The organism is Kribbella sp. NPDC051770 (assembly GCF_040681455.1).
Lineage (GTDB): Bacteria > Actinomycetota > Actinomycetes > Propionibacteriales > Kribbellaceae > Kribbella.
Map to the genome: position 1 here is coordinate 1 of NZ_JBFAYT010000002.1, position 22023 is coordinate 22023.

At 71.1% G+C, this 22023-nt stretch carries 23 protein-coding genes; 7 read left to right on the forward strand and 16 right to left on the reverse strand.

What is annotated here, in order from left to right; genetic code table 11:
- Nucleotides 1-294 precede the first annotated feature (294 nt).
- Nucleotides 295-654 (forward strand): hypothetical protein, encoded by a 360-nt coding sequence (locus AB0M01_RS06655; protein ID WP_363666241.1) that lies wholly within the window; start codon nucleotides 295-297, stop codon nucleotides 652-654.
- Here the strand turns inward: AB0M01_RS06655 and AB0M01_RS06660 are convergent.
- Together AB0M01_RS06660 and AB0M01_RS06665 are read right to left on the reverse strand one after the other, a co-directional pair.
- Nucleotides 651-1454: a hypothetical protein gene (locus AB0M01_RS06660; protein ID WP_363666243.1), complete on the reverse strand. Its 804-nt coding sequence runs from the start codon at nucleotides 1452-1454 to the stop codon at nucleotides 651-653. The genes AB0M01_RS06655 and AB0M01_RS06660 overlap by 4 nt on opposite strands.
- Nucleotides 1454-1849 (reverse strand): hypothetical protein, encoded by a 396-nt coding sequence (locus AB0M01_RS06665; RefSeq protein ID WP_363666245.1) that lies wholly within the window; start codon nucleotides 1847-1849, stop codon nucleotides 1454-1456. The genes AB0M01_RS06660 and AB0M01_RS06665 overlap by 1 nt, the downstream gene beginning before the upstream one ends.
- A gap of 72 nt (nucleotides 1850-1921) precedes the next feature.
- Here AB0M01_RS06665 and AB0M01_RS06670 point away from each other — a divergent pair, with 72 nt between their 5' ends.
- Both AB0M01_RS06670 and AB0M01_RS06675 read left to right on the forward strand, forming a co-directional pair.
- Complete coding sequence (locus AB0M01_RS06670; protein ID WP_363666247.1) at nucleotides 1922-2278, forward strand: hypothetical protein; 357 nt, start codon at nucleotides 1922-1924, stop codon at nucleotides 2276-2278.
- Nucleotides 2275-2913, forward strand: coding sequence for a chorismate mutase (locus AB0M01_RS06675; protein WP_363666249.1), 639 nt, complete (start codon nucleotides 2275-2277; stop codon nucleotides 2911-2913). Before AB0M01_RS06670 ends, AB0M01_RS06675 begins: the two co-directional genes overlap by 4 nt.
- Here AB0M01_RS06675 and AB0M01_RS06680 read toward each other — a convergent pair.
- Both AB0M01_RS06680 and AB0M01_RS06685 read right to left on the reverse strand, forming a co-directional pair.
- Entirely contained in the window at nucleotides 2910-4115 is a 1206-nt protein-coding gene (locus AB0M01_RS06680; RefSeq protein WP_363666251.1) for a Maf family nucleotide pyrophosphatase, read from the reverse strand. The genes AB0M01_RS06675 and AB0M01_RS06680 overlap by 4 nt on opposite strands.
- The gene (locus AB0M01_RS06685) at nucleotides 4112-5803 is read right to left on the reverse strand and encodes a DUF885 domain-containing protein (RefSeq protein ID WP_363666253.1); all 1692 of its coding nucleotides are present in this window, start codon (nucleotides 5801-5803) and stop codon (nucleotides 4112-4114) included. The genes AB0M01_RS06680 and AB0M01_RS06685 overlap by 4 nt, the downstream gene beginning before the upstream one ends.
- A gap of 94 nt (nucleotides 5804-5897) precedes the next feature.
- On the opposite strand from AB0M01_RS06685, the gene AB0M01_RS06690 reads away from it, so the two are divergent.
- Both AB0M01_RS06690 and AB0M01_RS06695 read left to right on the forward strand, forming a co-directional pair.
- Nucleotides 5898-7370, forward strand: a complete 1473-nt coding sequence (locus tag AB0M01_RS06690) for an insulinase family protein (protein WP_363666255.1) — start codon at nucleotides 5898-5900, stop codon at nucleotides 7368-7370.
- Between the two features lie 114 nt (nucleotides 7371-7484).
- Nucleotides 7485-8483, forward strand: a complete 999-nt coding sequence (locus tag AB0M01_RS06695; RefSeq protein WP_363666257.1) for an IS481 family transposase — start codon at nucleotides 7485-7487, stop codon at nucleotides 8481-8483.
- On the opposite strand, the gene AB0M01_RS06700 is transcribed toward AB0M01_RS06695, so the two are convergent.
- Nucleotides 8480-8824 (reverse strand): MmcQ/YjbR family DNA-binding protein, encoded by a 345-nt coding sequence (locus AB0M01_RS06700; protein ID WP_363666259.1) that lies wholly within the window; start codon nucleotides 8822-8824, stop codon nucleotides 8480-8482. The two genes, AB0M01_RS06695 and AB0M01_RS06700, sit on opposite strands and share 4 nt — an antisense overlap.
- 56 nt (nucleotides 8825-8880) lie before the next feature.
- Nucleotides 8881-10281: an MFS transporter gene (locus AB0M01_RS06705; protein ID WP_363666261.1), complete on the reverse strand. Its 1401-nt coding sequence runs from the start codon at nucleotides 10279-10281 to the stop codon at nucleotides 8881-8883.
- 87 nt (nucleotides 10282-10368) lie between these two features.
- Between AB0M01_RS06705 and AB0M01_RS06710 the strand changes: the two genes are divergently transcribed.
- On the forward strand, nucleotides 10369-10902 hold the full coding sequence (locus AB0M01_RS06710) for a TetR/AcrR family transcriptional regulator (RefSeq protein ID WP_363666263.1): 534 nt from the start codon (nucleotides 10369-10371) through the stop codon (nucleotides 10900-10902).
- On the opposite strand, the gene AB0M01_RS06715 is transcribed toward AB0M01_RS06710, so the two are convergent.
- From AB0M01_RS06715 to AB0M01_RS06750, 8 genes are all read right to left on the reverse strand, one after another.
- Nucleotides 10899-11444 (reverse strand): hypothetical protein, encoded by a 546-nt coding sequence (locus tag AB0M01_RS06715; protein WP_363666265.1) that lies wholly within the window; start codon nucleotides 11442-11444, stop codon nucleotides 10899-10901. The two genes, AB0M01_RS06710 and AB0M01_RS06715, sit on opposite strands and share 4 nt — an antisense overlap.
- 156 nt (nucleotides 11445-11600) lie before the next feature.
- Nucleotides 11601-12902 (reverse strand): DUF58 domain-containing protein, encoded by a 1302-nt coding sequence (locus AB0M01_RS06720; protein WP_363666267.1) that lies wholly within the window; start codon nucleotides 12900-12902, stop codon nucleotides 11601-11603.
- Nucleotides 12899-13879, reverse strand: a complete 981-nt coding sequence (locus AB0M01_RS06725; RefSeq protein WP_363666268.1) for a MoxR family ATPase — start codon at nucleotides 13877-13879, stop codon at nucleotides 12899-12901. Before AB0M01_RS06725 ends, AB0M01_RS06720 begins: the two co-directional genes overlap by 4 nt.
- Before the next feature lie 6 nt (nucleotides 13880-13885).
- The gene (locus AB0M01_RS06730; protein ID WP_363666270.1) at nucleotides 13886-14419 is read right to left on the reverse strand and encodes a hypothetical protein; all 534 of its coding nucleotides are present in this window, start codon (nucleotides 14417-14419) and stop codon (nucleotides 13886-13888) included.
- Nucleotides 14416-15126, reverse strand: a complete 711-nt coding sequence (locus AB0M01_RS06735) for a DUF4129 domain-containing protein (RefSeq protein ID WP_363666272.1) — start codon at nucleotides 15124-15126, stop codon at nucleotides 14416-14418. Before AB0M01_RS06735 ends, AB0M01_RS06730 begins: the two co-directional genes overlap by 4 nt.
- 20 nt (nucleotides 15127-15146) lie before the next feature.
- Nucleotides 15147-16358, reverse strand: a complete 1212-nt coding sequence (locus tag AB0M01_RS06740; RefSeq protein WP_363666274.1) for a GNAT family N-acetyltransferase — start codon at nucleotides 16356-16358, stop codon at nucleotides 15147-15149.
- A 66-nt stretch (nucleotides 16359-16424) separates the two neighbouring features.
- Complete coding sequence (locus AB0M01_RS06745; protein ID WP_363666276.1) at nucleotides 16425-18161, reverse strand: proprotein convertase P-domain-containing protein; 1737 nt, start codon at nucleotides 18159-18161, stop codon at nucleotides 16425-16427.
- A 108-nt stretch (nucleotides 18162-18269) separates the two neighbouring features.
- Complete coding sequence (locus AB0M01_RS06750; protein ID WP_363666278.1) at nucleotides 18270-19160, reverse strand: XRE family transcriptional regulator; 891 nt, start codon at nucleotides 19158-19160, stop codon at nucleotides 18270-18272.
- 187 nt (nucleotides 19161-19347) lie between these two features.
- Here AB0M01_RS06750 and AB0M01_RS06755 point away from each other — a divergent pair, with 187 nt between their 5' ends.
- Nucleotides 19348-20421 (forward strand): GTP-binding protein, encoded by a 1074-nt coding sequence (locus tag AB0M01_RS06755; RefSeq protein ID WP_363666280.1) that lies wholly within the window; start codon nucleotides 19348-19350, stop codon nucleotides 20419-20421.
- Nucleotides 20422-20484: 63 nt separating this feature from the next.
- Here the strand turns inward: AB0M01_RS06755 and AB0M01_RS06760 are convergent, their stop codons facing one another.
- Nucleotides 20485-21243: an aldolase/citrate lyase family protein gene (locus tag AB0M01_RS06760; protein ID WP_363666282.1), complete on the reverse strand. Its 759-nt coding sequence runs from the start codon at nucleotides 21241-21243 to the stop codon at nucleotides 20485-20487.
- Nucleotides 21244-21266: 23 nt separating this feature from the next.
- Nucleotides 21267-21965 carry a maleylpyruvate isomerase family mycothiol-dependent enzyme gene (locus tag AB0M01_RS06765; RefSeq protein WP_363666284.1) on the reverse strand — a complete coding sequence of 233 codons (699 nt, stop codon included), beginning with the start codon at nucleotides 21963-21965 and terminating at the stop codon, nucleotides 21267-21269.
- Nucleotides 21966-22023 lie beyond the last annotated feature (58 nt).

Consider the following 22023-nt stretch of genomic DNA (forward strand, 5'->3'; position numbering starts at 1 on the left):
CGGATGATTGCGTTCAGGCGGCACCTCTCGGAGGAGCGTCGGCGTGGGCCGGCGTCCGAGCCGCGTGCGAGCCGGCGCCTCTGCAGCGCGTGGGGCGGCGGCAGCTCAAGCACGAGCGGCGACGCGGGCCGGCGTTTCAGCGGCGCGTGGAACGACTGCAGTGCGGCGGCCGCAGGGCGAGCGCGCGCGGCGTGGGCCGGCGTCCGAGCCGCGTGCGAGCCGGCGCCTCTGCAGCGCGTGGGGCGGCGGCAGCTAAAGCACGAGCGGCGACGCGGGCCGGCGTTTCAGCGGCGCGTGGAACGACTGCAGCTCGAGTACGAGCGGCACGTGGAGCGACTGCAGCTCGGGTACGAGCGCCGCGTGGACCGGCGGGGGCGCCGCCTGGCCGGTGGCGCGCAAGCGCACACCCGTAACCGCGCACCCAAGCCCGAACACCAGCGGCGCCCGGCGGCTTCAGCTGCGGCCGTCGGGCTCGTTCCTCGGCCCGCGTTCGCCTTTGGGCTCGCGGGGGTGGGGGCTCGGTTGGTTGGCCTTGGTGCTTGCCGGGCCGGCGGCTGGGGCTATGCCCTGGTCGTACGTGAGGCCGCCGAAGTCCGCCATTTGGGTGAAGAACTGTTCGGCCGTGCGGACTTTCTCGATGGCAACCGCGGCTAGTTCTTGGCCGCGTTGGGCGCCGGCGCTTCGGGCTGTGGGGATGTCGGTGAGGCTCGCGAAGCCCTCGGCGAGGGTGCGGGCCAGGTCGGCGCGGAGGGCGGCCTGGCGGCGGGGGTCCTGGAGGAGGCGGGGAGTTGGGTTCGGGTGATGATCAGGTTCGCCAGCGCCTCCGGCCTGCGGGACGCCGACTCGCGAGCACCTGCACGCAGTACGTCGACAGCCCGCAGATCCTCGAACTCCGCCGCGAGCTCCGCGGCGAACATCCCGGCCGCGCTCGTCCAGCCGGGGTACGACGGCAGCATCGGCTCCGGCCCGGCGGCCACAGCGCGGGCCAGCGGTTCGGCGAGCTCGGGCGGCAGGACCCGGGAGACCAGACCGCGCAGCTCTGCCTGGGTGAGCGCCTCGATGAAACCCTCCTCCGCGGGGTCCTGCTCGTCGCGGCCGAGGTCGCGGATCCGGTCGTCGAGAGTCCAATCGGCCGGCGCCGTCAGATGCCCGAACTCGTGCGCGGCGGTCTTGAGCGCGCGCCAGCAGGTCTGCGCGAACCTCGGGTCGGACAGCGCGCCCGGGCCCTCGGCGTACAGGCGTCGGAGCGGCTCCACGACCAGCGGGCGGCTGAGCAGCAACCGGCCGTCCGCGGTCGCCTGGCCCCTGACGTCGTTCTCGCGATCGGGCGGCAGGTAGTCGATCCGGCCGTTCCAGAGCGTCGCCTCGGCGCGATAGTTGCTGACCACGTCAGCGGCGAGGCGGTCCCACAGGCCGTCGAAGCCGGGGACCTCGCTGGCCGGGTCGCGGCGCATCACTGCCGCTCGATCCGCTCCAGCACTCTGAGCAGCGCCGCGTTCATCTCCAGCGCGGCGTCCCGCTCGGCGTCGGTCGGCGCGACGGCCGCGATCCGGGCGACCTCGGCGATCCCAGCCTCGACGTGGGCGCGCTGCTCGGCCGCCGTACCGGCGGGAGCCTGCCGGGCGCGCAGCATCGCCTCGAACGCGTGCGCAACCGTCTCGCTCTGCGGCGCGGTCGCCTCCAGGAGCATCCGCTCGGTGGCCTCCAGGTATCGCAAGGCTTTCGCCGGGTCGTCCTCCACCGTCGCCGCCAGCCCGCGCAACCGCTCCACACCCGCCTTGAAAGCGGCGATGTCATCAGCCACACCGACCACCTGCGCCCGCTCGGCGGCGAACTCGTCGAATCGCATGCGAGCAGGATTCCACCTCGACCCGCGCGCCACCAGGTGGCGCGTCGGCGCGCGGCCGTCAACACTAGGCCCATGGCCAAGTACGAGGTGAACCCGGCAGCGGTCGAGTACGCGCGCAAGCTGATCGAGGGCCGGCAGTACGTGCTGGACAGCGATTGGGGCTCGGTGCAACCAGATGCCGAGGCGCAGAACGACTACCTGGCCAAGCACGGCTGGGACGAGTACGGCGCCTGGCACCTCGGCCTGACCGACGGCGCGAACGAGGAGACGAAGGCTCGGCACGCGTTCGTGTACGGCGATTTCCGGCGCATCCATCGGACCGGGCTGATCGCGTGCGTGTACCGGGCGGCAGAATGGCGGCACAAGAAGGTCGAGCTCGCGGCGCACGAGTTGTTGCAGCTGCTGGACGCGAAGGCGGGAATCGAGTGAAGCGGTTTGCTGGGGTGGTCTCGGTCGGGGTGCTGCTGGGCGGGATGATCGCCGCACCGGCTTCAGCTGCTGCAGCGCCGGGCGCGCCGGCTTTGGCTCCTGCGGTGCCGGGCGCGCCGGCTTCGGCTGCTGCGGAGCGGGTGTCTGCGCAGGCAACGGGCCTTGGGCAACTGACTGACCTCGTTGCGCAACGGATCGAGGTCGGTGACCTCGTGGCCGCCTCGAAGTTCGGCACGGACAAGCCGATCGACGACCCGGCGCGCGAGCAGGTCGTGCTCGACCAGGCACGTGCCTCGGCCGTGCAGCTCGGGATCGACCCCGAGGAGACGGCGACCTTCTTCCGCGACCAGATCGGGGCGAGCAAGGTCGTCCAGCGCGGCTTGTTCGCGCGCTGGACCGCGCATCCGGCGGAGGCGCCGACGACGCGCCCGGACCTCAACGAGATCCGGGCGACGCTCGACAAGCTGACCACCGAGCTGCTGCAGGCGTTACGCAGTACGACGAACGTCCGGCACGCCGGGGTGCGCTGCGTGGTGGAGCTGACCACCAGCAGCATCACCACCGGCTTCGAGCACCGGCTGGATCGCCTGCACACGCAGGCGTTCAGCGGTGCCGTCGGGCACGTCTGCAGCTAGCTCTTGCGGAAGCGCACCAAGGGGTAGACCGGGATTCCCGGCCCGCCGCGGAGCGGGCCCTCGAAGGTCGTCGCGCCGTCGAGCACCAGCCCGTGCTCGGCGCCGCGGGCGACCAGGTGGGAGAGGGCGTCGCCGGAGCGGGTGTCATCCGGTGAGCGGCCGGCGGCGTAGCGGCTGGCTTCGGACTTCTCGGTGGTGGTGATGAAGACCCCGCCGGGCCGCAGGACGCGGGCGACCTCGGCGATCACGCCCTCGGTGTCGTCGAGCAGGTGCAGCAGCCAGATCGCCACCACGGCGTCACACCGGCGGTCGGCGACCGGGAGATGCCCGACGTCAGCTGCCGCCACGTGCCCGGGCAACCGGTAGCGAGCGTGCTTGAGCATCGCGGGCGAGAGGTCGACCCCGTGCACGAGGTTGCCGAGAGCAACAAGCTCAGCGCCCACGATCCCGGTGCCGACAGCCAGCTCCAGCACCCGCGCAGTACCCGAAGGAATCAAGCGGTTGACTGCTTCCGCCGCCGCCCGGGCTCTTGTCTCGCCGCCTCGGGTTTCGTCGTAGATGGCGGCTTCGGCTTCGTCGTACGCGAAGTGGGGGTCCTGCCACAGCGACGGCCAGGGGATGCCGACCTCGGTGAGCATGCGGCGGAGCAACGGCAGCGAGAGACCGACGACGTTGTGGTAGTCGCCTTCGATGGCCGTCACGAACGGGCCGCCGAAGCCGTCGACGGTGAAGGAGCCGGCGACGACGAGCGGTTCGCCGGTGGCGACGTACGCGTCGATCTCCTCGTCGGTGAAGTCGGCGAAGTGCACGACCGTCGAGGCCAGCTCGCGGAGCTCCTGCTTGGTGTTGGTGTCGAAGAGGCAGTGCCCGGTGTGCAGTACGCCGGTGCGGCCGCGCATCATCCGCAGGCGTTCGCGGGCGATCTCCGGCGTACCGGGCTTGCCGTAGGCGATGCCGTCGATCTCGAGGACGGAGTCGCAGCCGAGGACGGTCGCGTGGTCGTCGAGGGTCGCGACGACCGCTCGGGCCTTCAAACAGGCCAGCAACCGCGCCAGCTCGCCAGGGCTCTCGGCGGTGACGTTGTCCTCGTCGACGCCGGAGACGATCACCTCGGGCTCGACGCCGGCGTTGCGCAGCGTCTTCAGGCGGGCCGGCGACTGCGACGCCAGGACGAACCGCGGCCGTTCACCAGAGCCGTTCACAGGCGGGCGAGCGCGCGGCGCAGCGGGTCGAGGCCGATCGAGCCCAGGTCCAGCGCTTCCCGGTGGAACGCACGCAGGTCGAACGCGGCACCGCGCCGCGCCCGCACCTCCTCGCGCGCCTGCAGCCAGATCCGCTCACCGACCTTGTACGACGGCGCCTGCCCGGGCCAGCCGAGGTACCGGTTCAGCTCCGAGCGCAGGAACTCGGTCTCCATCCGCGAGTACGCGCGCAGGAACTCGAACCCGAGCTCAGCGTTCCACCGCTCGCCGGGCCGGAACCCGAGCGGGTTGTCGCGCGGGATCTCCAGCTCGAGATGCATCCCGATGTCCACGATCACCCGGGCCGCGCGGAACCCCTGCGCGTCGAGCATGCCGAGCCGGGCGCCCGGCTCCTCCAGGTATCCCAGCTCTTCCATCAGGCGCTCGGCGTACAGGGCCCAGCCCTCGCCGTGCCCGGAGACCCAGCAGCCGATCCGCTGCCAGCGGTTCAGCGTCTCGCCGCGCAGCATCGTCTGCGCGACCTGCAGGTGATGCCCGGGGACGCCTTCGTGGTAGACCGTGGTCACCTCGCGCCAGGTGGCGAAGTCCTCGATCCCGGCCGGGACCGCCCACCACATCCGGCCGGGCCGGGTGGTCAGGTCCTCGCTCGGGGCGGTGTAGTAGATCGACCCGTCGGAGGTCGGCGCGATCATGCACTCGATCCGCCGGATCTGCTCGGGGATGTCGAAGTGCTCGCCGCCGAGCTCGGCGACGGCGGCGTCGGCGAGCTGCTGCATCCAGTCCCGGAAGGCTTCCTTGCCGTGGATCTGGCGGGCCGGGTCGTTGTCGAGCAGCTCGGCGGCTGCCGCGATGCTCTTGTCGCCACCGTTCAGCGACGCGGCGATGGTCTGCATCTCGGCGTCGATCCGGGCCAGCTCCTGCCAGCCCCAGGCGTAGGTCTCGTCGAGGTCGACGGCCGCGCCGAGGAAGTTGCGCGAGGCAAGCTCGTAGATGTCCCGGCCGACCGCGTCCCGGGCCCGGCCCTGCGGGACCACCTCGGCGGTCAGCCACTGGCCGAACTGGTCGTAGGCCTTGCGCGCCGACCCGGCGGCGGCCTCGACCGACGCCTTGACCGGACCCTCGGGCGCCCGCGCGGCCAGCCCGGCGAAGAAGTCGTCGCCCTCGGCGCCGGTCCAGCTGGCGATCCGGGTGGCCAGGTCGTTCAGCTGCCGTACGGCGGACACCCGGCCCTGACCGGCCTGGTCGAGCACGGTCTCGCGGAACCCGTCGAGCGTCGTCCCGACCTGGTTGAGCCGAATCGCGATCCGCTCCCAGTCCTCGGCCGAGGCGGTCGGCATCAGGTCGAACACCTGCCGGATCTCGGCCGGGATCGAGGTCAGCGCGTTCAGCTGCGACTGCGGTACGCCGGCCTCGAGGTTCTCCACCTCGAGCCCGAGCCGTTCCACGAAGGCGTCCTGCGCGACCTCCTCGCGCGGGCTGCCGGGCTGCAGAGCGCGCGCCTCGGCGAGCGCCCGCCGGTGCACCTCGAGCAGGCCGTCGAACCCGTTCGGCGAGTAGTCGGGCAGTTCGTGGTCGTGCCCCTCGACCCCCATGAAGGTCGCCGCGGTCGGCATCAGCTCGAGGTACTGCTCGAGGAACCGCTCGGAGACCTGGTCGATCGGGCTGTTCGGTGTGGTCGCGTCCGTCACGGCTCCGACCCTACCTGCCGCACGACCGGCGACTCCGTCATTTACCGCAGGCCTGTGGGTAACCTCAGGCACCGACTTGTCCAGGAGGGTCCGAATGCCGCAGTACCTCGACGGAGTCCGGCTGCTGCACCACCGCGAGCAGCAGACCACCACCGACGCCACGCTGACCTTCGCCGTGGGCGCTCGTGACGAGACGCTGCCGACCGTGGGCGTCGCGCACGCGCTGGAGCACCTGGTGATGAGCACTGTGCGCCGGCTGCCGATCCAGATCGATGCGACCGTCGACACCACGGCGACCAGCTTCGTCGCCTCCGGTACGCCGGAACGCGTCGGCGAGTTCCTGACCGGCATCTGTGCGGCACTGGCCAACCCGCCGGTCGAGCGGCTGGAGGTGGAGGCCGGCGTACTGGCTGCTGAGGACGGCTGGGTCACGCACCCGATGGCTGCTCTCCTCTACTTCATCCGGTACGGCGCCCGTGGCGCTGGTCTCGACTGGTTGGACGGGCCTGGCCCGGATGGCCTCACTGCCGATCAGGTGACCGCGTTCGCCCAGCGCTGGTTCACCGCCGACAACGCCGTACTGCAGCTCACCGGGCCGATCCCTGCCGACCTCAAGCTCCCGCTACCCACCGGCAGCCGCCCGCAGCACCAGCACTACCCCGCCCGGCAGTTCGCTGGCCCGGCGGTCGTCGGCATCGGCATCCCCGGCGCTGCCGTGCTGCTGTCGCTGCCGAACACCGATGCGGCCCGGACCGCCGCGCTGGCGACCGACGTACTGCAGCAGCGCATCGAGGAGAGTGCCCGGCACGGTGGAGGCCACAGCTACGTGGTCGACTACGACGCGGTGCAGCAGCAGGACGGCACGACCGACTGGGTCCTGTACGCCGAGGCCCGCGAGGGCGCCGAGCAGGAGGTGGCCCAGGCCGTTGTCGAGTCCCTCACCGATCTGGCCGCCGACGGCCCGTCCGAGGAGGAGCTGCAGCTGGCGCTGGACCGCTTCGAGGAGGAGCGCGCGACCACCGATGCCGAGCTGGGTGCCGAGTTCAACGTGCTGCGCCGGGAGCTGTTCGGTGAGCCTCCGGCCGAGCCACTCGACCCGGAGCGGGTGCGGGCGACCAGGCCGGACGACCTGGCCGCCGTACTGCGTGCTGCGCTGCCGACGGCCATCGGGTACGCCGCGGAGCAGGCGGTCGAGCAGTGGACCAAGCACGGGTTCACCGAGGTGTCGCTGTGCCCGGTCGGCGAGGAGCTGCCTGCTGGTGAGGAGTTCCGGCCGCCGCGGATGGCGCGGCTGTTCGTGCGGGAGGCACGGGAGACGGCGCTCGTGGTGACGCCGGACGAGCTGGCGGTCCGCGAGGAGGACGGCGTGCACCGCGTGCGGTGGGACGAAGTCGCCGGGGTGATGCGGGCCGGCGACGGGACGACGGTGGTGTTCGGGACGGACGGTTGCGTGATCCTGGTGTCCGGCGACCTCTACCGCGGCGGCCAGAAGGTCGTCGCGGAGCTGGAACGCCGAGTCGACCGCTCGCTGTGGTTCCAGGAGTCGCGCTTCAAGGCCGAGGACTAGGTGTGATGTCCAGGCAGGTTGTGGGATTGGGTACGGCGTTTGTAGATAGGTGAAGGCCTCCCCGGGGGTGTGGAGTGGAGCTGTCTAGGAACCTCTCCACGCGAGGAGGCCTTCATGGGTCACGTTAACGCGGCTTTGACGCCGAGACATCGTCTCCGGCTGGCGCGGCTGATCGTTGAGGACGGTTGGCCGCCGTCGCGGGCTGCTGAGTTCTTCAACGTGTCGTGGCGCACGGCGGACAAGTGGGCGCAGCGCTACCGCGACGAGGGACTGGCCGGCATGGCTGACCGGTCCTCGGCGCGACGCTCCCAGCATGCGAAGACCTCGGCGCGCAGAGTGCGACAGATTGTCCGGTTGCGATTGCGGCAGCGGCTGGGGCCGGTGCAGATCGGGGCCCGGATCGGTGTTCCGGCCTCGACGGTGCACGCCGTCCTGGTGCGGTGCCGGCTCAACCGGCTGTCGCACATCGACCGGGTCACCGGCGAACCGGCACGCCGCTATGAACGCTCCCGGCCCGGGGAGCTGATCCATGTCGATGTGACCAAGTTCGGCAACGTTCCCGATGGCGGCGGATGGCGGTTCGTCGGCAAGAGCCAAGGCGACTCCAACCGGCTGGCGACGCGGGACCGGACCGGGATCAAGGCCCGCAAGTACCACCCGAAGGTCGGAACCTGCTTCGTGCACACCGTCATCGACGACCACTCCCGGGTCGCCTACGCCGAATGCCACGACGACGAGAAGGCCACCACCGCGGCCGGTGTCTTGCAGCGGGCCGTGGCCTGGTTCGCCGAACGTGGCGTCACCGTCGAACGCGTGCTGTCGGACAACGGAGCTGCCTACCGCTCGTTCCTATGGCGTGACACCTGCACAGCTTTGGGGATCACCGCCAAGAAGACCAGGCCCTACCGGCCACAGACCAACGGCAAAGTCGAACGACTCCACCGCACCATGTCCGAGGGATGGGCCTACAAAAAGCTCTACACCTCAGAAGACACCCGCCGCGCCGCGCTGACAGGATGGCTACACCAGTACAACCATCACCGGCCCCACACAGCCCTCGGCAACCTTCCACCAATCACCCGACTGACCAACCTGCCTGAACATCACAACTAGGGCTCGAGCCCGTCCGGCGCGGTCTGGCGCCAGGAGTCGAGCACGATGTCGTAGAGCTCGTCGGCGCCTTCGAGCGCCGACAACCGCGCGCGGACCCACGCCGAGCCGGCCTCGTGCGGCGGGACCCAGAACTTCTCCGGCTCGGCGGCGATCAGCTCGTCACGCTCCAGCCGCGGGCAGCGGACCGCGAACGAGGTCTGGTCGTCCGGCACGGTCAGGAACATCCGCCCCGCGACGTCGAACGTCGGGTGGTTCCAGCGCTGCTTCTCCACCGTCTCCGGCAACGACAGCGCGACCCGGCGTACGTCGTCCGCGTTCAGCACGTCCCACTCCCCCAACAAGACAACAGTATGGTCCCCGACATCGAGGGGACCATACTGCCGTACTGCGGGGACACTCAGCGGGTCTTGGCCGGTCCCGGGATCAGCAGTGCGACGAGTGCGCCGACCGCGACCACCGCGGCGCCCACCCAGACCGCGGGGACCAGGCCGTCGACGTACCGGGCGGGCGACTCGTAGCCACCGGCGGAGGCGAAGACCGAGGCCAGCACCGCGACGCCCATCGCGACGCCGACCTCGCGGACCGTGTTGTTGGTTCCCGACGCCACGCCCCGGTCGTTCTCGGCCGCCGCGCCCATCACCACGCTCGCGGTCGGCGCGAAGGTCAGGCCCATTCCGACGCCGGCCAGCACGAACGGTACGACGTACGCGCTGTAGGTGACGTCGACCGTGGTGACGACAGCCATCCAGCCCAGCGCCACGGCGAGCAGCGCCTGCCCACCCGCGATCAGCACTCGCGCTCCGACCCGGTCGACGATCATCCCGGCGATCGGCGCGACCACCATCGGCGCGGCGGTCCAGGGCAGCGTCCGCAGCCCGGAGTCGAGCGGCGAGTAGCCCTGCACGACCTGGAAGAACTGCGCGAGCAGGAAGACCGCGCCGAACACACCGAGCGAGAAGGTGAACGACGTCGTGTTGACCACGCTGATCGCGCGGATCCGGAACAGCCGCAGCGGCAGCATCGGCGCCGGCGTGCGGCTCTCCCAGACCACGAACGCGATCAGGAGCGCGGCACCACCGACCAGCGCGCCGAGCACCGGCCCGGACGTCCAGCCGTCGTCAGCACCGTGGACGACACCCCACACGACGCCGAGCAAACCGGCCGCCGAGAGCACCAGCCCGGCCACGTCGAAGCGCCGGCTGCCGCCGTACGACTCGGTCAGGACGCGGGCGACGAACGGCAGCGCCAGCACGCCGATCGGGACGTTCAGCCAGAAGATCCACTGCCAGTTCAGCCCGTCCACGACCGCGCCGCCGACCACCGGCCCGACCGCGACGCCGAGCCCGGAGATACCACCCCAGATCCCGATCGCGGCACTGCGCATCTTCTCCGGTACGGCGGCCGACAGCAGCGTCAGCGACAGCGGCATCACCGCGGCCGCACCGACGCCCTGGATCGCGCGGGCGCCGATCAGCATCCACGGCTCGGTCGCCAGTGCGCAGGCCGCCGACGCGAACGTGAACAGCGCGAGCCCGGCCAGGAAGATCCGGCGCCGACCGAGCCGGTCGCCGATCGCCGAGGCAGTCAGCAGCAGCGCCGCGAAGGACAGCGTGTAGGCGTTCACGAACCACTGCAGGTCGGTCAGCGAGGCGCCGAGGTCCTGCTTGATGACCGGCAGCGCCGTGGTCACCACCAGGTTGTCGAGCGTGACCATGAAGACGGGAATGCCGACCACGGCGAGCACCGCGCCGAGCGGTCGGGCGGTGCGGACCCCGGGGTCGAGGACGGTCGATGTCATAGCGCGCATCCTTTGTTGTTATCGACTGATAACAAGCAAGGTATGCATTGACTGATAACATGTCAAGTGACGCAGAGGAGGACCCGCATGACCAGAACCAGGCTGACCGCGGCCGAGCGCGGCGAAGAGGTGCTGCAGGCCGCCATCACGGCCTTCGGCGAGTCCGGGTACGCCGGGACGAAGACCGACGAGATCGCCCGGCTGGCCGGGGTCTCGCAGCCCTACGTGATCCGCCTGTTCGGCACCAAGCAGCAGCTGTTCCTGGCCACGCTGGAGCGGGTCTGCGACGAGATCGAGCAGGCGTTCCGGACGGCTGCCGAGCGCAAGTCCGACCTGGAGTCGCTCGGCGACGCGTTCAACCAGCTGCTCGTACGCCGTGAGCTGCTCGTGGTCCTGCTGCACGGTTTCGCCGCGAGCGCGGAGCCGGCCATCGGCGAGGCGTCGCGGGAGCGCTTCGGCGGGATCTACCGGCTCGTCCGCGACCTGACCAACTCGTCGCCGGAGGAGACGCGGGAGTTCATGGCGACCGGCATGCTGCTGACGGTGATGGCCGCCATGCAGGTCGTCGGGCCGAACCCGGTCGCCTGCACGTGGGCCACCGACCTGCTGGAGAACCTCTAGTCGTTCACCGATTGCCCGGAGGCGAACCAGACCGCTGCTGTCGCCGCTGCGAGCGCGGCGACGGTGACGATCAACGAGCCGGGCACCCCCGCGCCGCGTACGACGGAGGCGCCGATCGCGACCAGCGGCGCGAGCAGTACCGCGATGCTTGTCGGCAGCAACCACCTGCGCAGCGAGCGGCGTCCGACCTTCGCGTACGACGGCAGCTGCGCGGCGTACGCCGATGCCAGGTGGAGCAGGAGGAGGCCGAGCGCGGTGACCACCGTCGACCAGCCGACCTCCACTGGCGCCCGGAACAACCAGCCGACCAGTACGACGAGCAGAAACAGCAGCGCTGCAGCTGAGTCAGGCAGCACGAGGCAGACCAGCAGCAAAGCACCAGCGGCGATCGACACTGCGTCCATCTGATCCCACGGCTGCAGCGCCGGGACCAGCAGGGCGATCAGCCCACCCACTGCGATCAGCAGCCGCGCAACCAGAGGCCCGCGCCCGAACGCCCGCAGCTCCCCGAGCCAGCGCGTCAACCGATCAGCGATGCTCACAACCCACCCCCTCCACAATCGACGAGCACCACAAAGGTTTTGGGGCCGCCCGGTCTGGACTGAGGAGGGAGGGAGCGCAGCGACCGACCGACGAGGGAAGACCGGGCGAGAAAGCCCCAAAACCCGCGGCGACGAAGTCGACGCCAAAGACACAGCTCATGAGCGCATCCTCGGCGCCGAGGCGACGCGCGCTGCATCGCGCAGCACCTCGTCCAACGTCCCAGCACCCCGCCACCGCACAGTAGGCACTCCCAAGTCCCCCAGCCGGTCCAGCTCGCGGCGCCGCTCCAGCAACCGCAGCCGCCAGGCCAGCGGCCAGGCCTGCGAGTCGTGCTGATCCAGATCGATCACGTCCGCCACGTCGTCCGGCAACGTGTCCACAGCAATCACCGTGCACCCGGAGTGCACCAGCGTCACCACATACCCGAGCACCGCGGGCCGCAGCAGCGGGCTCAGCACCAGCACCAGGCTGTCCGCGCGAATCCGGTGCCGCCGCGCGAGCGACTGCTCGTCCTGCTGCCGGCCCTTCTGGTCAGCGTGGACCAGCACGTCCAGGATCCGCCGCAGGTGCGCCCGCCCGCTGCCTGCGCGCACACCGCCGACCGCCGTACCGGTGTCGACCAGGCGCACCCGGTCGCCGTGCCGCAGGTAGTGCTCGGCGATCGACGCGGCAGCGCGTACAGCCGTGTCCAGGCTGCTGGAGCGCCCGTCGATGCCCTCACTGATCCCGACGTCACCACCGGTGTCCAGCAAGATGACGACCTCGGTGTCCCGGTCGGACCAGGTCGACGTGACGTGCAGCTCCTGCGTCCGCGCCGACACCGACCAGTTGATCCGCCGTAGCCGGTCGCCGGTCCGGAACGGCCGGACTCCCGACAGCTCGGTCCCCTCACCCGGCCGCCGCGACCGGTGCAGCCCGACCAGACCAGCAGGCCGCGGTACGGCGTCGACAGCCTCAAAGCCCTCCCGCAGCGGCAACGTCGTCACGGTCAGCGCCGCAGCATCCGGCAACTGCACCCGGTACGACCCCAGGTCCGACGTGGCGATGACCTGCGGCCGCTCCAACCGCCGCAGCCCCCACCGCTCGGACCGTACGCCGACCTCGACCTCCACCGTCCCGTCAGCCGCCGACTCGGCCACCGCGGCCTGCGGCGGGTCGTACCGGAACCACTGCGTTCGCGGCACCGCCGCGACCACCAGGTCGATGTCCGGGTCGACAGCGCCCGGCACCAGCACGCGGTACGTCGTTGCCTGCCCTTCGAACAGCACGTCCGCGTCCAGCTCGGTCGCCACCTGCGGAACGCTCCGCGGCCGGAAGAACCGTCCCCAGACCGCGACGAACCCCAGCGGCATCCCGAGCACGGCCAGGTCCGGCCGACGCGCGACGACCGCCACCAGCAGCAGCCCGGCGGCTACGCAGACCACCCGGATCTGCGCGTGGGTCGGCCGCCAGGTCACTGCCGGGCGCCCACGACGGTCGGCGGCGCCGGCACCTGCGTCAGCACCGCCCGTACGACGCTCGCGCCGGTCACCTCGTGCAGCCACAGCTCCGGCCGCACAGTGATCCGGTGCGCCAGCGCAGCGACCGCGACAGCCTTCACGTCCTCCGGTACGACGTAGTCGCGGCCCTGGATCACGGCGTACGACCTGGCGGTCAGCAGCAGCGCCAGCGAGCCACGCGGTGACGCACCGACGAGTACCTGCGAGTCCCGCCGGGTAGCGGCGGCCAGCTCCACGCAGTACCGGCCGACGGTGTCGTCGACGGTCACTGTCTCGACAGCGCGCTGTGCGGCGAGCAGACCGGCCGCGTCGGTGACCGCCTCGACGTGCTGATCCTCCTGGCGCCGTGCCATCCGGCGCTGGAGCACCTGCCACTCCTCGTCGGCGCTGGGGTAGCCGAAGCCGATCCGCAGCATGAAGCGGTCGAGCTGGGCCTCCGGCAACGGGTAGGTGCCCTCGTACTCGACCGGGTTCGCCGTGGCCAGCACGTGGAACGGCACCGGCAGCGGGAAGGTCTGGCCCTCGACGGTGACCTGGTGCTCCTGCATCGACTCCAGCAACGCGGCCTGGGTCTTCGGCGGCGTCCGGTTGATCTCGTCGGCGAGCAGCAGCCCGGTGAAGATCGGTCCGGGCCGGAAGACGAACTCGCCGTTCTTCTGGTCGTACACGAAGGCGCCGGTGACGTCGGAGGGCAGCAGGTCCGGCGTGAACTGGACCCGCCGGAACTCCAGCCCGAGCGCTTGCGCGAACGACCGCGCGGCCAGCGTCTTGGCCAGGCCCGGGTAGTCCTCGAGCAGCACGTGCCCGCCGGCCAGGACCCCGGCCAGCACCAGCTCGAGCGCCTCGGCCTTGCCGACCACGGCCTCGCCGACCCGCTCCAGCACCCGCCGGCTCAGCTCCGACACGTCGCCCGGGCTCAGTTCCCGATCAGTCACGGTTCCTCACAGCTTCTCGATGGTCTGGACAGCCTGCTCGATCTCGGCGAACGACGCCGTGCCCGGCCCGGTCCCGGTGATCAGGTTCCACAGCTGGTCGCCGACCAGCGCGCGGGCGCGGTCGGGCTCCTGCTGCGGGTCGATGCCGTGCCGGTGCACCAGCCGGTCGGTGGTCAGCTCCAGCAGCAGCGGCCGGACCCGCCGGGCGAACGTCAGCGACCCCTCACCGCCGCGGCGCTCGCGTCCGGACTCCTGCACCCAGGTGGCCAGGAACTGGGTCCGGTTGTCGTTGCTGCGGCTACGCAGCTCGGCCCACTTCTCGTCGAAGCGCGACGGCCAGGTGGTCTCGACGAGCTGCGGGAAGACCAGCCGGAGCGCCACCGACACGAACGCGATCGCCAGCGCCAGCCCGACGAACCACATCGGACGCGGCGCCGTACCAGCCAGCCCGAACCCAGCGATCGCCAGCAGCGCGGCGACGATGCAGATCAACAGGTGCCTCAGCAGCACGCTGTTGAAAGACCGCAGCTTCTCCTTCACCGCGCCGCCACCGCGGCCGCCAGCTCCTCGCGCAGGCTGAGCAGCGCCGCTCTCGCCTGCGTGCGAGCCTCTTCCGTCGACCCGTGCGTCGAGTAGCGAGCCTCCCGGTACAGCTGAGCGAGCCTGAGCAGCTCCGGCTCCGAGATCCCACCCACACCAAGCACTCGCACAGTGAACTCCGCGGGCGTCTCCGACGGCTCCCGGGCAACACCAGCCGACGCGGCCGCCTCCTCCAGCGCGACCCAGCACGCGATCACCGCGTCGGTCGCCGTACCGGAGTCCACAGTCGACAGCCCCGACTCCACAGCCTCAGCGAGCCGGTCCACCTTCACCCGTTCCCAGTCGGTGTCGTCGTCCTCGCCCTGCGGCAGCTCGACCTTCCGCAGGATCCGGTAGACCACCCGCAGCAGGAACAGCACCAGCAGCACCCCGGCGGCGTACACGAGCGCCGTCCAGAGCGCCTTGAGCCACTCCGGCATCTCGATCGGCTCGATGTCCTTCGGCGTCGGCTGCCCGCTCGGCGTCGGCGCCACCACCGACTGGCTGCTGTTGAACGTCGGCGGCGTCCGCGGCGCCGCGGTACGGGTGCTCTCGCTCACCGGCTGCACGCTCCCGCCGGCCGACGCGAACACGACCAGCACCACGGCCCCGACTCCCAGCACGAGGGCAGCAACCACTGCCACCACACTGCGTCGCGTCGGTTGCATCCCGGAAGACTAACCGCGAATCAGAAGCCGGTGTCGAGCCAGGGGAGGCGCTTTCCGAGGAATGCCCGGGAAGTTGCAGCAAGTGCCCCTTCGGTGCGCTCCTCGACCAGCCCGGCGGCTCCCAGCAGCTCCAGCGACGGCTTGCCGAGGTAGACCGCGCCCAGCTCGCGTACGTCGACCAGTACGTCGGCCGGCCGGTCCGTCTGCTCGCAGGTCGCTCCAGCGGGTCCGCCGACCAGGTGCCAGTGCCCGGCGTTCCAGGGCAGGAAGTCGTCGCTGACACCCAGTACGACGTCCAGCTCCTCGGCGTACGTCCGGCCGGCCAGGGCCTTGCCGACATCGGCCAGCCGCACCCACAGCCCGTCCGCCGTGGTCGGCTTCGGCGCTCGCGGGTCGACGAGCAGGGACAGCAGTGGGTCGTCCGACGGCAGCTGCTCGTACGTCGTCTCGCTCAGCAGATCCTGGTTGAGCAGGAACTGCCAGAGCGCGGCGTGCGAGGCCAGGTCGCGGGCGTGCACGCGGGAGACGTCGACGAAGCCCTTGGTGGTCCGGCGGGTCCGGAAGTGCGCGTAGCCCGTCACCTCTCCGTCGACCGAGGCCAGCACGCAGCGCAGCGGTGAGGCGCCGCTGGTGTTGGTCACCACGTTCTCGCCGCCGACGTAGGACTCCCAGCGGGCGTCGTGGTGGAACATGCCCGGGCGCCCGAGCGCCTCGTCGTTGTGGATCCGCGTCGTCACCGGGCGGGCCTCCACCGGGTCGGCGTACCGGACGCGGACCTTGTCGGCGCCTGCGACCGGGCGGAGCGCCCGGGAGGCCTTCGGCACGGTGATCTGCTGGTGGTCCGAGCCCAGGCCGTAGCCGAAGCGGCCGTAGATCACCGGCTCGCTCGCGGTCAGTACGGCGACCGGCTCGACACCGGTCTCGTGCAGCTCGGTGAGCTGGGCGCGCATCAGGTCGCGCAGGATGCCGCGACGGGTGTGCGTCGGGCTGACGCACACCATGCTCACGCCGGCGACCGGCAGCTGACCGCCCGGCACGCTCATCGTCATCCCGAACGACGTGGTGTGCCCGGTGAGCTCCTTGTCCTCCGACGCGACGATGCTCCGCGCCGGCTCCCACATCTTCTGCTCGGCGAGCAGCTGCGCGTCGCTCCAGGGCTCCGCGAACCCCAGGTTCAGCAGCTTGACCAGCTCGGCCCACTCGCCCTCGTACCGCCCGATGGAGTTCGTCATGGCCCTTGCCTACCAGACTCACCCGTCCACTGCCCCCGACTTTCGGGAGCAGTGGACGGGGAGCACTCACAGCGTGATCGACCAGTTCGTCAGCGTGCCGGTGTCACCCGGCCCGTTGTCGCCGATGCGGAGCGTCCAGGTGCCTGCGGCGTTCTCGGTCGTCGGAACCGAGTACGTCTTGCTGCTCGGCAGCGGGTGGCAGGTGCTGCCGCCGTAGCGCTGCAGGTAGTACCAGCGGCCGCTCGGTGAAACCAGGCTGATGTTGAGGTCCTCCAGGCAGCTGTGGTTGCCCTCGACCGTCACCTTGACCGGACTGGTCGCCCGGCCCGTCGCTGTCGACCGCACTGCGCTGACAGCCGTCTGGAAGTCCCGGATCGGGTAGTCGGTGCCGTTGCTGAACGTGCGCCCGCCGCTGCTACCCGGCTGCGTCCGTGCCGACACCGCTGCACTCTGCGGCGACTTGTTGCCCGCAGCGTCCTTCGCCTGCACGGTGAACGAGTACGCCGTGTCGGCCGCGAGCCCGCTGACCGTGGCCGACGTACCGGCGACCGACGTCGCCAGGGTGCTGCCGTTGTAGACGTCGTACCCCGTGACCCCGACGTTGTCGCTGGCAGCGTCCCAGGCGAGCGAGACCGAGCTGCTCGTCGTACCGGTGGACCGGACGTTGCCCGGCGCGGTCGGCGCCTGCGTGTCGTCCGGGTCGCCCGGCCCACCGTCACCGACCAGCAGCGTGAGGTTCCACTTGGCCAGTGCCTCGTTGACCGGCTGGAAGATCGAGTTGTCGTCGTTCGCGACGCAGCTGGAGTTGCCGCCGGAGTGCAGCCCGACCGCCTTGTCGCCGCGCAACCAGGCGCCACCGGAGTCGCCGCCCTGCGAGCAGGCGTCGGTCGTGGTCAGTCCGTCGATCACCACGTTGCCGTAGTCGATCGACTGGTTCACCGCCCGCACCTTGCCGCACTCGAACTTCGGCGCGGTGTTGCCGGAGTGGCAGACCGTCTCGCCGACGATCGCCTCGGCCGAACCGGTGACGGTGATCGCCGGCTGACCCCAGGTGTTGACCGCCGCGGAGATGTTCCAGCCGGGCTCGGTGACCGCGACAACGCCCATGTCGCCCTCGCGGGCGTTGATGCTGCGGCTGCCGCCGACGTTCGACGTCCCGAGCCGGTTCTGCTGCCCGCTCGCGCCGTACGCCGCCTGGTTGGCGTCGTTCGTGCAGTGCCCGGCGGTCAGGAAGTGCTTGTTGCCCTGGGCATCGGTCGCCGGGAAGCCGACCGAGCAGTTGCTCTCACTGCCCGGCCACCACGGATCGCCGGGATGCACGTCGCCCGCCTGCTGGCTGAAGTTCGTCGTGGTCCGGACGACCTGGACGCCGTCGCCGAGGCTTTTCAGCGCGCCGTACGCGCCGCGCGCCTTGACCACGACCTTGTTCGAGACCGGGTCGATCCCCCAGCTCTGCAGGCCCGCGGACCGGTCGGCCCGCGCGATCTTGTCCACCTGGGCCAGCAGAGCGTCCAGGTCGGCCTGGCTGCGCGCTACCAGCTTCGGCGTCGCGCCGGCCCGGCGTACGCGATCGGCGGCGGCCGCGTCGGTCACCGCGACGTGCAGCCTGCCGTCGTCGGCGATCCACCGCCCCGCCAGATCCGATGCCTTGGGCAACTTCTCCGACACCTGCTGGGGGCTGACCTGCTGCGGAGCGGCCGGCGAGGGCTGCGCCGCCCTGGCCGGCCCGCCGATCGCGACCAGACCGGCCACCAGGCCCACGACCGCGGACCCGCCGATCACCATTGTCCTGCGCCGTTTCATGGATTCGCTCCTTGTTCGTCCGGAGGGGTGGCCCGACCCTAGGAGCGAAATCCGGCGACCGACATCGCCGAGATCCCTTTCACACTTAACAAAACGCGCTTCCACAGTTCACAGCTGGAAGCGGAAACCGTACCGGCCGGGCCCGAAGTTGAGGGCCACACCGTGCACCGAGGAACTGGGCTCAACCGCCCGCACCTGCTCGGCGTCGTCGTCCAGCTGGGCGTACTGCTCGCACCACAGCGGCGTCTGCTCGAAGGAGATCTCCAGCACGTACTCGCGCACCGGCAGCCGGAACTTGCGCTCGTAGTTGTCGGCCGGCGGGTACGGCGGTGAGTTGACCAGTTCGTGCTCGGTGATCACCGTCTCGCCCTTGCGGAGCGCGCGATCGAAGAGCAGCTCGGCGACGAGCAGCCCGTCGCCCGGGCGCGAGACGACGCGACCGAGGTGGCAGTGCCGCAGCGGGCGGATCGCCGGGAGCGGGCGGTCGTGCTCGTCGAGGTGCATGATCACGACCCAGCGGTCCGGGCCGTCGGCCTCGGCGCGCAGCACCTGGCGCGAGTGGTACGAGAGCTCGCCGCCGTCAGCCCCGACGTACACGTGGTCGTACTGGCTGATCCGGGTCAGGCGCTCGTCCCAGCGGATGTCGACCTCACTGACCGCGTCCTCGACCGGATCGGGCTCAGGCCAGTACGCCGCCACCTCGGACGACGGGACCGTGCTCAGCCAGCGACCGCGACGGCGCGGTGGGCCGAGCGACGACGAGAGGGTGCCGGCCGGGACTTCCAGTACGGACTCCAGCAGCGCCACGGCGAGCAGCGAGTCACGGCGCTCCGGGCGGGAGCGACCGGACTGCCAGTAGCTGAGCGTCGCGAGGCTGACGGTCACCCCTTGGGCGCGCAGGCGGTCGCGGATCCGCTCCAGGCCGAGCCCGCGCGCCCGGATCGCCGCGCGCAGCACGCCGGCGAAGTCGTCGTCCGCTGCCTCCGACCGGTCCGGCACCGCGCCTCCTCGAGTCCCCCTCGGAGGCTAGCCCGCGCCCGCCGCCGCGGGGAAGCGCGGGGCGAGCGTGACCGGATTAACAGTTAACAGCCGATTTCCCGGCCAGGCGCGAAATTTCCCGCCCTGACGGGAAACTCTTCCGCGTCAACCTCTGGACTGATGAAAACCGTTTTCATATACTCGGACCATGGCCGCCCATCGGAAGACCCCGCTGTCCTTGCTCGTAGGGCTCTCGACGACCCTTCGCGGGCCGGTCCTGCAAGCCGTCACCGACCCGACCACCGTGGCGATCGTCGTCGACCAGGACGAGCTGCGCAGCCGCGGCGTCCTGACCTGGCAGGTGCTCGACGCCGGCGGCCCGATCGACTCCGGCGAGTTCACCGTGGGCGACGACTGCGGCGCCTGCCAGCTGATCGAGTCGCTGCTCCCGCTCCTGGAGACGCTGGTCGCGCGCGCCCACTGGCAACACCTCGTGCTCGCGACACCGCCCGCGATGGAGGCCCGGCCGCTCGCCAGCGCGCTGGTCGCGACGATGCCGGAGATCGAGGTCGACACCGTCACCTGCGTCGTCGACGCCGTCCTGCTGGTCGAGCAGCTGTCCGGCGACGAGCTCCTCGACGAACGCGGTCTCGCCCTCGGGCCGCCGGACCGGCGCAACGTGGCCGAGCTGACCGCCCGCCAGATCGAGTACGCCGACATCTGCGTGCTCGCGAACGCGCACCGCAGCCAGGCGCCCGAGCGGCTGCAGAACCTGCTGCTCCACCTGAACCCGCGCACCACCGTCGTACCGGCGGATCCGGCCGGCGTACCGGCTGCTGCGGTCGCGCGGACGGGCCGGTTCGACTTCGCTGCTGCTGAGGCGTGGGCCGGGGAGATCGCCGACGGCGAACGGCTCCAGCCGAGCGGCGACGGGGTGACCACGGTGTTGTGGCGCTCCACGCGGCCGCTGCATCCGGCGCGGCTGAACGATGCTCTGGAGGACATCGTCAACGGGGTGGTTCGGAGTCGGGGTGTCGTCTGGCTGGCCAACCGGCCGACTCAGCGGGTGCGGTGGGAGTCGGCGGGTTACAGCGCCTCGTTGGGGACGCTCGGCGAGTGGTCGGACACCAACCACCTCGCCGAGTGCACGGTGGTCGCCACGGGTGTGGGGCTGGATCCCGCGCGTTTGCAGTCCGTCCTGGACGCCTGCCTGCTCACGGAGTCGGAGCTGGCGACGCTGGACTGGCAGACGCTGGAGGACCCGTTCGCTGGGGTGCTGTAGACCCCGCTGCCGCTCAGCGCGGTGCTGTAGACGCTGACGCTCAGGTGGTCGCGCCCGGGTGCCTCACCCCCTGACGACGCCCAAGTGGTCCGCGGCGACCTGGTGCAGGTGGTCGATGTCGGACGACACCGTCGCGTAGCTGTACCCCTCGCTCAGCCGACGCTTGGCCGAGGGCCCGTCGTTGGTGTGGATGCCGGCGGCAACCCCAGCCGCCGCGGCAGCCTGGGCGATCCGCTTGATCGCGGCCTCGAACGGCTCGGCGACGTCCGGGTCGCCCGGGAACTTGCCGCCGATCGCCAGGCACAGATCGGACGGACCGACGTAGATCCCGTCCAGCCCCGGCGTCGCACAGATCGCCTCGACGTTGGCCAGCGCGCTCGCGGTCTCGATCATCGCCAGGACGACGGTCGTCGCGTCGGACTCGGCGGGAACCGGGCCGATGCGCTGCCCGGCCCGGGTCGGCCCGAACGACCGGATCCCGCTCGGCGGGTACTTGGCCGCCCGGACGGCGTACGCCGCGTCCTCGGCGGTGTCGATCAGCGGCACGATCACCCCGGTCGCCCCGGCGTCGAGCGCGCGCCCGATCGGCGTCGCGTTGTTCGCCTCGACCCGCACCAGCCCAACAGTCGAGCCAGCAGCCGCGTCGATCGCGAGCAACCCGTCCAGGATCCCCCGCGTGCTCAGCAGCCCGTGCTGCCCGTCGAGCACCACGTAGTCGTACCCGACGCTCGCGATCCGCTCGGTCGACGGCGGCGAGTCCAGCACCACCCAGTAGCCGACGAGCGATTCACGGGCGCGAAGACGGCTGGCGAAGTTGTTCACGCGACCGTTCTACCCGATCGGCCCTACCCGAGCAGCGGCAGCCGCGCGGCGTACTCCCCCAGCATCTCCCGGTCCGCCGCGCTCAGCGGCTCCCGCCCGGTGCCCTTCAGCACGTACGTCGTCGTGTCCCACCCGATCACGTCCCACGCCTCGGGCCCGAACAGCCCGTCGAGCGTCCGCGCCGTCACCTGCAGCCCCTCCGGATCAGGCTCCGGCGCGCCGTCCAGGTCCACGGTGAGATCCAGGTGGTGCACGGTTGCCTCCAGCACCAGCGTCGCGACGAAGTCCTTCGCCGCCAGCACGTGCCCCTGCGTCTCGACCCGCTTGCCCTTGTCCGCGACCCCGAGCGCCGCCGCCCGCACCGCCGCCTCGGACACCTCCCGCCACTGCGCGACGAGCTGCACCGAAGGCCGTTCGTACGCCGAGGCGACCACCTGCACGAACCGCGAGTCCCCGTCCGCTCCCGGCGGGAAGTCCTTCCAGTACGACACGAAGTCCCGGTCCGGATCCAGCACCGACGGCGACGCGAACGCCGTGAGCGCCCGCTGCGCGTCGTACAGCAGATGCACGAGCAACGGCCCGACGGCCATTCCCGGGCAGCGCGTCGGCCGCGCGAAGTCCGCGTCCGACAGTCCCTGCACGACCTCGGTCACCCGCCCGTAGGCCCGCCCCAACGTCCCAGCCGGCCACAACGGCAACGCCCCACGCTCAGGAGCCTTCATACTCCGAGCGTAAAACCGGTCCGGTCCCGATCCAACCTTCGCGACCAGTACCGGCCAC